Source organism: Acinetobacter sp. YH12251 (genome assembly GCF_013417465.1).
Classification (GTDB): domain Bacteria; phylum Pseudomonadota; class Gammaproteobacteria; order Pseudomonadales; family Moraxellaceae; genus Acinetobacter; species Acinetobacter amyesii.
Window position 1 is genome coordinate 150,883 of the sequence record NZ_VPDZ01000005.1, and the last position, 6,766, is coordinate 157,648.

At 37.3% G+C, this 6,766-nt stretch carries 11 protein-coding genes; 9 read left to right on the forward strand and 2 right to left on the reverse strand.

Translation table 11 applies throughout. The features are described from left to right. Window positions 1-46 precede the first annotated feature (46 nt). On the reverse strand, window positions 47-427 hold the full coding sequence (locus FTV27_RS05855) for a hypothetical protein (protein WP_180077479.1): 381 nt from the start codon (window positions 425-427) through the stop codon (window positions 47-49). Window positions 428-618: 191 nt separating this feature from the next. Here FTV27_RS05855 and rplM point away from each other — a divergent pair, with 191 nt between their 5' ends. Continuing rightward, the gene (gene rplM / locus FTV27_RS05860) at window positions 619-1,047 is read left to right on the forward strand and encodes a 50S ribosomal protein L13 (RefSeq protein ID WP_004722943.1); all 429 of its coding nucleotides are present in this window, start codon (window positions 619-621) and stop codon (window positions 1,045-1,047) included. Window positions 1,048-1,059: 12 nt separating this feature from the next. Next, complete coding sequence (rpsI, locus tag FTV27_RS05865; protein ID WP_078190115.1) at window positions 1,060-1,446, forward strand: 30S ribosomal protein S9; 387 nt, start codon at window positions 1,060-1,062, stop codon at window positions 1,444-1,446. Between the two features lie 62 nt (window positions 1,447-1,508). Here rpsI and FTV27_RS05870 read toward each other — a convergent pair whose 3' ends face one another. Further along, complete coding sequence (locus FTV27_RS05870; RefSeq protein WP_180077481.1) at window positions 1,509-1,754, reverse strand: hypothetical protein; 246 nt, start codon at window positions 1,752-1,754, stop codon at window positions 1,509-1,511. 164 nt (window positions 1,755-1,918) lie between these two features. On the opposite strand from FTV27_RS05870, the gene FTV27_RS05875 reads away from it, so the two are divergent. From FTV27_RS05875 to FTV27_RS05905, 7 genes are all read left to right on the forward strand, one after another. After that, window positions 1,919-2,572 carry a glutathione S-transferase N-terminal domain-containing protein gene (locus tag FTV27_RS05875; RefSeq protein ID WP_111884994.1) on the forward strand — a complete coding sequence of 218 codons (654 nt, stop codon included), beginning with the start codon at window positions 1,919-1,921 and terminating at the stop codon, window positions 2,570-2,572. 27 nt (window positions 2,573-2,599) lie between these two features. Then, a complete protein-coding gene (locus tag FTV27_RS05880) occupies window positions 2,600-3,028 on the forward strand; it encodes a ClpXP protease specificity-enhancing factor (protein WP_078194278.1) in 429 nt (142 codons plus the stop codon). Between the two features lie 18 nt (window positions 3,029-3,046). Next, window positions 3,047-3,688, forward strand: a complete 642-nt coding sequence (locus FTV27_RS05885; RefSeq protein WP_180077483.1) for a hypothetical protein — start codon at window positions 3,047-3,049, stop codon at window positions 3,686-3,688. A 426-nt stretch (window positions 3,689-4,114) separates the two neighbouring features. After that, window positions 4,115-4,474, forward strand: coding sequence for a roadblock/LC7 domain-containing protein (locus FTV27_RS05890; RefSeq protein WP_180022868.1), 360 nt, complete (start codon window positions 4,115-4,117; stop codon window positions 4,472-4,474). Between the two features lie 86 nt (window positions 4,475-4,560). Then, window positions 4,561-5,535, forward strand: a complete 975-nt coding sequence (locus FTV27_RS05895; protein WP_180077485.1) for a hypothetical protein — start codon at window positions 4,561-4,563, stop codon at window positions 5,533-5,535. Window positions 5,536-5,550: 15 nt separating this feature from the next. Further along, a complete protein-coding gene (locus FTV27_RS05900; protein ID WP_078190122.1) occupies window positions 5,551-6,096 on the forward strand; it encodes an ATP/GTP-binding protein in 546 nt (181 codons plus the stop codon). Window positions 6,097-6,106: 10 nt separating this feature from the next. Then, the gene (locus tag FTV27_RS05905; protein ID WP_180077487.1) at window positions 6,107-6,517 is read left to right on the forward strand and encodes a roadblock/LC7 domain-containing protein; all 411 of its coding nucleotides are present in this window, start codon (window positions 6,107-6,109) and stop codon (window positions 6,515-6,517) included. Window positions 6,518-6,766 lie beyond the last annotated feature (249 nt).

Genomic DNA, 6,766 nt, shown 5'->3' on the forward strand with positions numbered 1-6,766 from the left:
CACATGACAGACCTAATTTTATTGACTAAAAATATCGGACTAAAACTCAAAAATAAGCGCGTTGTGCGACATTGTATGGAATGAAATCGAAAGCAAAACCTGAAATGCCTATGATCCAAATCAGTGCAATAAGAATTACAATGCCGCGCTGAACGGCCGGTACATGCTGCGGGTAGTTCGTTATCAGCCAAAAAAACATACCGCCCAGAAGCAATAATCCAATCAACAGATAAACCAATAAATAACTAAGGAAAAATAAAGTGAGCATCATTAACAAAACGATGATCGCACCATCCGCCCCGTGCAAATACACCAAATACAAAAAAGTTGGGCTTAAAACCAAGGCGCTACATAAGCCCATTAATTGCAACCATTGCCGCCAAAATGAGGGTTCAGATGTGTTTTTTAACAGATTAGAATTCGACATGATTTACTTTCATCCGCTTTTTTTATAATTTCTGGATTATCTGCTGTTTATTGCTGAAGAAATATACTACAATACAGCGCTTGAAATTTTATATTTTCATTTGTGATTCTTCACGTATTCGTATAGAATCGCGTCTCCTTTTGTTTGGACAGCTTCCATAGTCCAAACCAACTATAATAGGTAGTGGTTTAATGAAAACTCTCAGCGCTAAGCCAGCTGAAGTTCAACACGACTGGTACGTTGTTGATGCTTCTGGCAAAACTTTAGGTCGCCTTGCGACTGAAATCGCTCGTCGTTTACGCGGTAAGCACAAAACTTCTTATACTCCTCACGTTGACACTGGTGACTACATCGTTGTTATCAATGCTGAGCAAGTTCAAGTGACTGGTAAAAAATCACTTGATAAGAAATATTATCGCCACACTGGTTTCCCTGGTGGTATTCGTGAAACTAATTTCGAAAAATTAGTTGCTCACAAACCAGAAGAAATCTTCGAACGTGCTGTAAAAGGCATGTTGCCAAAAGGTCCTCTTGGTTATGCAATGATCAAGAAAATGAAAGTGTACGCTGGTACTGAGCATCCACATACTGCTCAACAGCCACAAGTTTTGGACATCTAAGGGATACAGCACATGGCTACTAACTATGGTACAGGTCGCCGTAAGACCGCAACTGCACGTGTTTTCCTATCAGCTGGTACTGGTAAACTCGTAATCAACAACCGTTCTTTAGAACAATATTTCGGTCGTGAAACTGCTCGTATGGTTGTTAATCAACCACTTGAGCTTTTAGAAGCTACTGAAAAATATGACCTTTACATCACTGTTGCTGGTGGTGGTATCGGTGGTCAAGCAGGCGCTATCCGTCACGGTATTACTCGTGCATTGATCGCTTCTGACGAAACTCTTAAACCTGCTCTTCGTCAAGCTGGTTTCGTTACTCGTGATGCTCGTGAAGTTGAACGTAAGAAACTTGGTTTACGTAAAGCTCGTAAACGTCCTCAATTCTCTAAACGTTAATTCGTTTACCGAATCGGACAAAAAACCTTGGCTTATGCCAAGGTTTTTTTATGTCTTAATTTTTATGAAGATGATGCAAATAGAATAACGATCCGATAAACAAAGAGACTCAAACTCGCAATTAAGCATATAACCGACAATGTTAGTGTAATTGTAGAGATGGTTATTTTGCTTTTTTGTTCTGGGCTATCATCCTCTGCTCCATAATCAGAGACATAACCTCCAGCGAGTGCCGTATAAAAGCCAATGCCCATAAAAATAACAGCAGCTAAAAATAATAATTTTTGTACAAGTACAATGGTCATCATGCGGTGACGATCAGGTAAATGAATGACATGAAAAGCTATCAGATAAAATCAAATAAAACAAAACTGTAATTTTCACTGTAGCTGCATTGATATTGCTAAAGTCTCCGTGATTTTACTGTCTAATTTTAGTATCCTATCTTATTCATTTCTCATCGTCTCGGATTATGTCAGTCGAAAATGCACCTCTCCAAGGGATTACGCTTTACAGTCATGCGGATGACTTTCGCTCACACTGGATACGCTATGTACTTGCAGAGAAGCAAATCAAACATAATTTAATTATTGCTGATGATGAAGACGAAGATCTTGCGAGTTTAAATCCCTACAATCAACTTCCGATGATGATTGAAAATGGCCTAAAACTCTATAACAGCAGTATTATTGCCGAATATCTGGATGACCGATATCGTCAAAATAAACTGTATGCAGATGCACCCATGCCTCGTGCAGAGCAACGTCAATATGTATGGCGCTTCGAACAAGATTGGTTAAGACTTGCCGATATTATGCTTCGCCATCCCGATACCCTCGATGAAAAAGCCAAGCAAAAAGCACAAAAACAATTACGTGATACACTTATTTCACTTACCCCCTTGTTTCAGCATTATCCTTATTTTATGTCTGAACAATTTAGCATGTTAGACTGTATGCTCGCACCTGTATTTCTGCGCCTAAAAGCCATGGGGATTGAGCTTCCCAAACAGCAATGCCGCCCTATATTTCTCTATTGCCAACGCATCTTTAGCCGTCCTGCATTTATCAAATCGATGACATTGCAGGAAAAAAATCGCTATAGCGAGCTTTTAGCAAAAAATTAATTTCCCATTAATATTCGAGTAAGCATTATGTCTGAACAAGAACTACAACTCACTCCAACGCGTCCATACTTAACACGGGCACTTTATGAATGGATTTGTGACAATCAACTTACACCGTACCTACTTGTTGATGCGACACAGAATGGTACGATGGTGCCAGTTCAATATATCCAAGATGGCCAAATTGTCCTGAATATCGCACCTCATGCAACGCATGCGCTACACATGAGCAATGAGACGATTACTTTCTCTGCACGCTTTGGTGGCGTTTCGCAAAACCTCTATATCCCCTTTTCTGCTGTTCTAGGTATCTATGCACGTGAAAATGGTCAAGGCATGTTCTTCGATCCTCAAGAATATGAAGGTATTCAGAATGATCAAAATGCTTTAAAATCAAACGACCAAGAACAACAAGAGCAGCCGAAGAAAAAACCAGGTTTAAGGTTGCTCGATTAAAGAATAAGGAAGCGAATAATGGCTTTTGATTTAGTACAATATTTTGTCGAACAAATAGAATCTCAAAAGCCTACGCTTTTAAGTCATTTAAATCGTGAAGAAAAACGTCAACATATACGTGAAATTAATGCATTAACTTTAGGTGAATTGATTCATCAGCTCCGCAATAATGTTCAAAAGGTTTATCAAGAAATTACTCATCCTGATGAACTCTATATTCAAGAAGTTTCACGCCATCTGACCACCAATTCATCGAATGCATCAATATTAGAACGCTCTGAACTTGAACACCTAACAACTGAAATTTTTCATTTACAATTAAATGAATTAAAGCAACTTCATGATACCGGCTCACACTCACCACAAAGCATTCAAGAATTACTCAATGGACAAATTGAACACCTTTCTGGTCAAGCGGATGATTGGGTTTGGTCAACAAACAACCTAACAGAGCTTCTTGGTTCTAAACCCAATCTGCAAGAAGAGATATCATTAGAAGCATCAATGAAGGAGTTCAATCAAATGGTTAATCAACAACATACTCAAGAAGATGTGACAACTGAAGTACAAGTGCCAACTTGGTCAAAAATTGTAGAGCCTATCGTTGCAGTGGTGATTTTATGGATTCTGGCATCTGCAGCTTGTAATATTTTTTCTTAAGTGGCTTCATTTGTCTAAAACAATGACCTGCTTCTTAAGTAGGTTTTTTTAAATCCAATATTCTAAATTACACGCCTTTAGATCACTTTTTGTTTTCTTTATGTAAATCACTCAGCTTTATTCTGCAAAAATTGAGTTTTGTCACACCATTTACAAAATATTACATTTGAATTTTTGGTAAATTTTATATCAAAAATAAAGTTCTAAAATACATAAAAAATATATATAGCAAATTAAATCACATTTTTTAAATCCTAAAACTTAACGCTATATTTAGAAAATATTATCCTTTTAAAGCAAAAAATTAATTTTATTGCAAAGCCCCATACGCTTCCTATAATTAAATTATGTAGTTAAAAACGCTAGTTTAATTACCTAAATATCTACAAATAATAATCATGTATAACCTAAAAGAGGGGCATAAAAATGGCTAAAGTTTCATTAGAATCACTCACAACAATCGACGGTTTTCATGCAGCGGCACTGGTAGACGGTGAAAGTGGCCTAGCTATGGCGACACAAGGCGGTGGAGATATTGATTTAGAATTAGCAGCTGCTGGAAATACTGAAGTGGTTCGCTCCAAAAGACGTGTTGCTCAGTCACTCAATTTAGATGATCACATTGTCGATATTTTAATTACCTTAGGAAAGCAGTATCACTTGATTCGTCCACTGGAAAATAATGAATCCGTATTCTTATATTTAGTACTTGATCGTGCCAAAGCAAACCTAGCCATGGCTCGACACGAATTAAAAACTTATGAAAAAAATTTAGATTTTGCTTAATTTCACCCAACCCTCTTATGCCAATAAGAGGGTTTTTTATTCCCAAAATGTTTTACAGATTTGAATAAAATTAGTCGAGGAACACCATGAATAAGCAATATATCAATATCGGCATTGCTGGATTAAGTATTCATGATTCAGATCAACTCAAACATCAGCTTTACGCAATTTTTCCACAGCACTTTAATATCCAATGGAAAAGTGCATCTGATGTGAATCTCGATTGCTTATTTATTCATGAGCGTTTTTTTGACACCGAAGGAATTCAAAAAATATTAACACGCCGCGCTTTACCTTGGCTCAAGATCTCGAAAGACTACCAACAATCTGGGCGTGTCAGAAATAATACGCTGTTCCTACCCGTGGATGATAATCAAGAGCTCAATCAATGGATTGATAAACATCTCGTCAGCCATAATCGCCTTAATGAATCCATAGAGCATGCACAAAAATGTCAAACTCAAAGCTTTAGCGATTTTAATTTGGAAGATGATTACTTCAAAAAAATGTATGCAGAAGATAACCATGAAAAATTACACCTATATGATGATCTAGGTACAATAGCGGTAATCGATACCGCGCAAAATATAGCTTGGCTCAACCTCGAGCGTCAACTTCAACACACAGATGCTAGTTTTAAATATGATTTCGCATCAATTGAAGATATGACCCATGTAAGTCGAAAGCACCCCGTCATCCTTCAAGACTGGATATGGAATCTATTTTGGCAAACTCCGAATTTTTACCAAACAGTTCCTGAAGATGGTCATTTTCGAATTTTAAGCTGGCCAAAACCTACTGAACATTTATCTCATAAACAAATTTTTCAACTTTCTGCATGCTTTATCCAGGGCGCAAAGATATCAGCGATCGCAGAACAATATGATATACCCCTCAGCACCGTTCGACAGTTCATTGCTGCGAATATGGCATCACTGAATATTAAAAAAATAAATCTTTGGGATAAACATTACACCCCACCTGAAACACATGAACCAACAGAAGAAAAGAACTTTGTGCAAAACTTCTTTCGTAAATTACGCCGTAAATTTGGATTTTAGAATAGGACATCAAACATGATTCTTCAGCAATATAAAATTGTCTTTGCTGGTTCTATGGGTGCTGGAAAAACTGAAGCGATCCGTTCACTTTCTGATATCCCAGTTCTACTGACCGAGGCGTTTAATACAGATCAAACCAGCCATCAAAAACTTGAAACCACAGTAGGTATCGACTACGGAGAAGTGACCTTAGAAGATGGCTTAAAAATAGGTTTATATGGTACCCCTGGACAAAGTCGTTTTGATTTTATTTGGCCTGTGATTTGTCAAGGCGCAATCGGTGCAATTATTTTGATTGATCATAATGTTAATGATCCCCTAAGTGAACTCGAAAGCTATTTAGAAACCTTCCAAAACTATACAGATAACATAGCCATTGGAATTACCCATACAGACGAAATCACAAGTTCAACGAATACTGCTATCTACAAAGATTGGCTGATTAGTCAGGACTTATATTCGCCCCTATTCTTTATTGACTGTCGCAAAAAATCTGACGTTTTACTGCTACTTGAAGCTTTAATTACCTCAATCGAAGTAAATCACTACATTACCGCATAAGGAGCTATTAATGTTTAATGTCACAAAACGCACCGCTTCGAATGAGTTAATACAACATGCCCGTGAACAAATAAATAATATTATTAACAATGCACGCGGGATTCATTTCATTATGGTGTGTTCAACAGATGGATTTGAGCTGACGAGTGTTTACAAACGTGGGCAATATAACAATAGCAAGTTAGCAGCGGTTAGCAGCTCTATCCTTGCAATGGTGTCAGCATTTATTAAAGAAATTCATTTGGTCGGTTGTCAAAATATAACCTTAGATGCCGAAAATGGAAAAGCGATACTTGCATCTGTTGCTGCACAAAATCATCCCATGATTATTGTGGCATTGACTGATAAGGACATTTTATTAGGCCAAGTCTTATATATGCTTAAAGCTGCAACGCAATCAATTATTTCAGCGGATCAATAAACTTTATAGAAATATTAAAGACTATTAAATTTATATTTGAGGCAGAAATATTCATTTATTCGTCACTTTAACTTATTCATTTTCCTATTCTATTCTTCTTTTCTTCTTTTCCCTTTTTCCCGCACATAAAAAAACACCCCCTGGACTAGTCAGGGGGTGTTTCGAATAATGAGCTGGCGATGACTTACTCTCACATGGGTAACCCCACACTACCATCAGCGCTAAGAGGTTTCACTTCTGAGTTCGGGA

Coding starts and splice junctions, on each gene's coding strand:
- FTV27_RS05880 (WP_078194278.1), top strand. CDS start 2,600: ATGTCTGAACAAGAACTACAACTCACTCCAACGCGTCCATACTTAACA.
- FTV27_RS05855 (WP_180077479.1), bottom strand. CDS start 427: ATGTCGAATTCTAATCTGTTAAAAAACACATCTGAACCCTCATTTTGG.
- rplM (WP_004722943.1), top strand. CDS start 619: ATGAAAACTCTCAGCGCTAAGCCAGCTGAAGTTCAACACGACTGGTAC.
- FTV27_RS05870 (WP_180077481.1), bottom strand. CDS start 1,754: ATGATGACCATTGTACTTGTACAAAAATTATTATTTTTAGCTGCTGTT.
- FTV27_RS05885 (WP_180077483.1), top strand. CDS start 3,047: ATGGCTTTTGATTTAGTACAATATTTTGTCGAACAAATAGAATCTCAA.
- FTV27_RS05905 (WP_180077487.1), top strand. CDS start 6,107: ATGTTTAATGTCACAAAACGCACCGCTTCGAATGAGTTAATACAACAT.
- FTV27_RS05900 (WP_078190122.1), top strand. CDS start 5,551: ATGATTCTTCAGCAATATAAAATTGTCTTTGCTGGTTCTATGGGTGCT.
- FTV27_RS05890 (WP_180022868.1), top strand. CDS start 4,115: ATGGCTAAAGTTTCATTAGAATCACTCACAACAATCGACGGTTTTCAT.
- rpsI (WP_078190115.1), top strand. CDS start 1,060: ATGGCTACTAACTATGGTACAGGTCGCCGTAAGACCGCAACTGCACGT.
- FTV27_RS05895 (WP_180077485.1), top strand. CDS start 4,561: ATGAATAAGCAATATATCAATATCGGCATTGCTGGATTAAGTATTCAT.
- FTV27_RS05875 (WP_111884994.1), top strand. CDS start 1,919: ATGTCAGTCGAAAATGCACCTCTCCAAGGGATTACGCTTTACAGTCAT.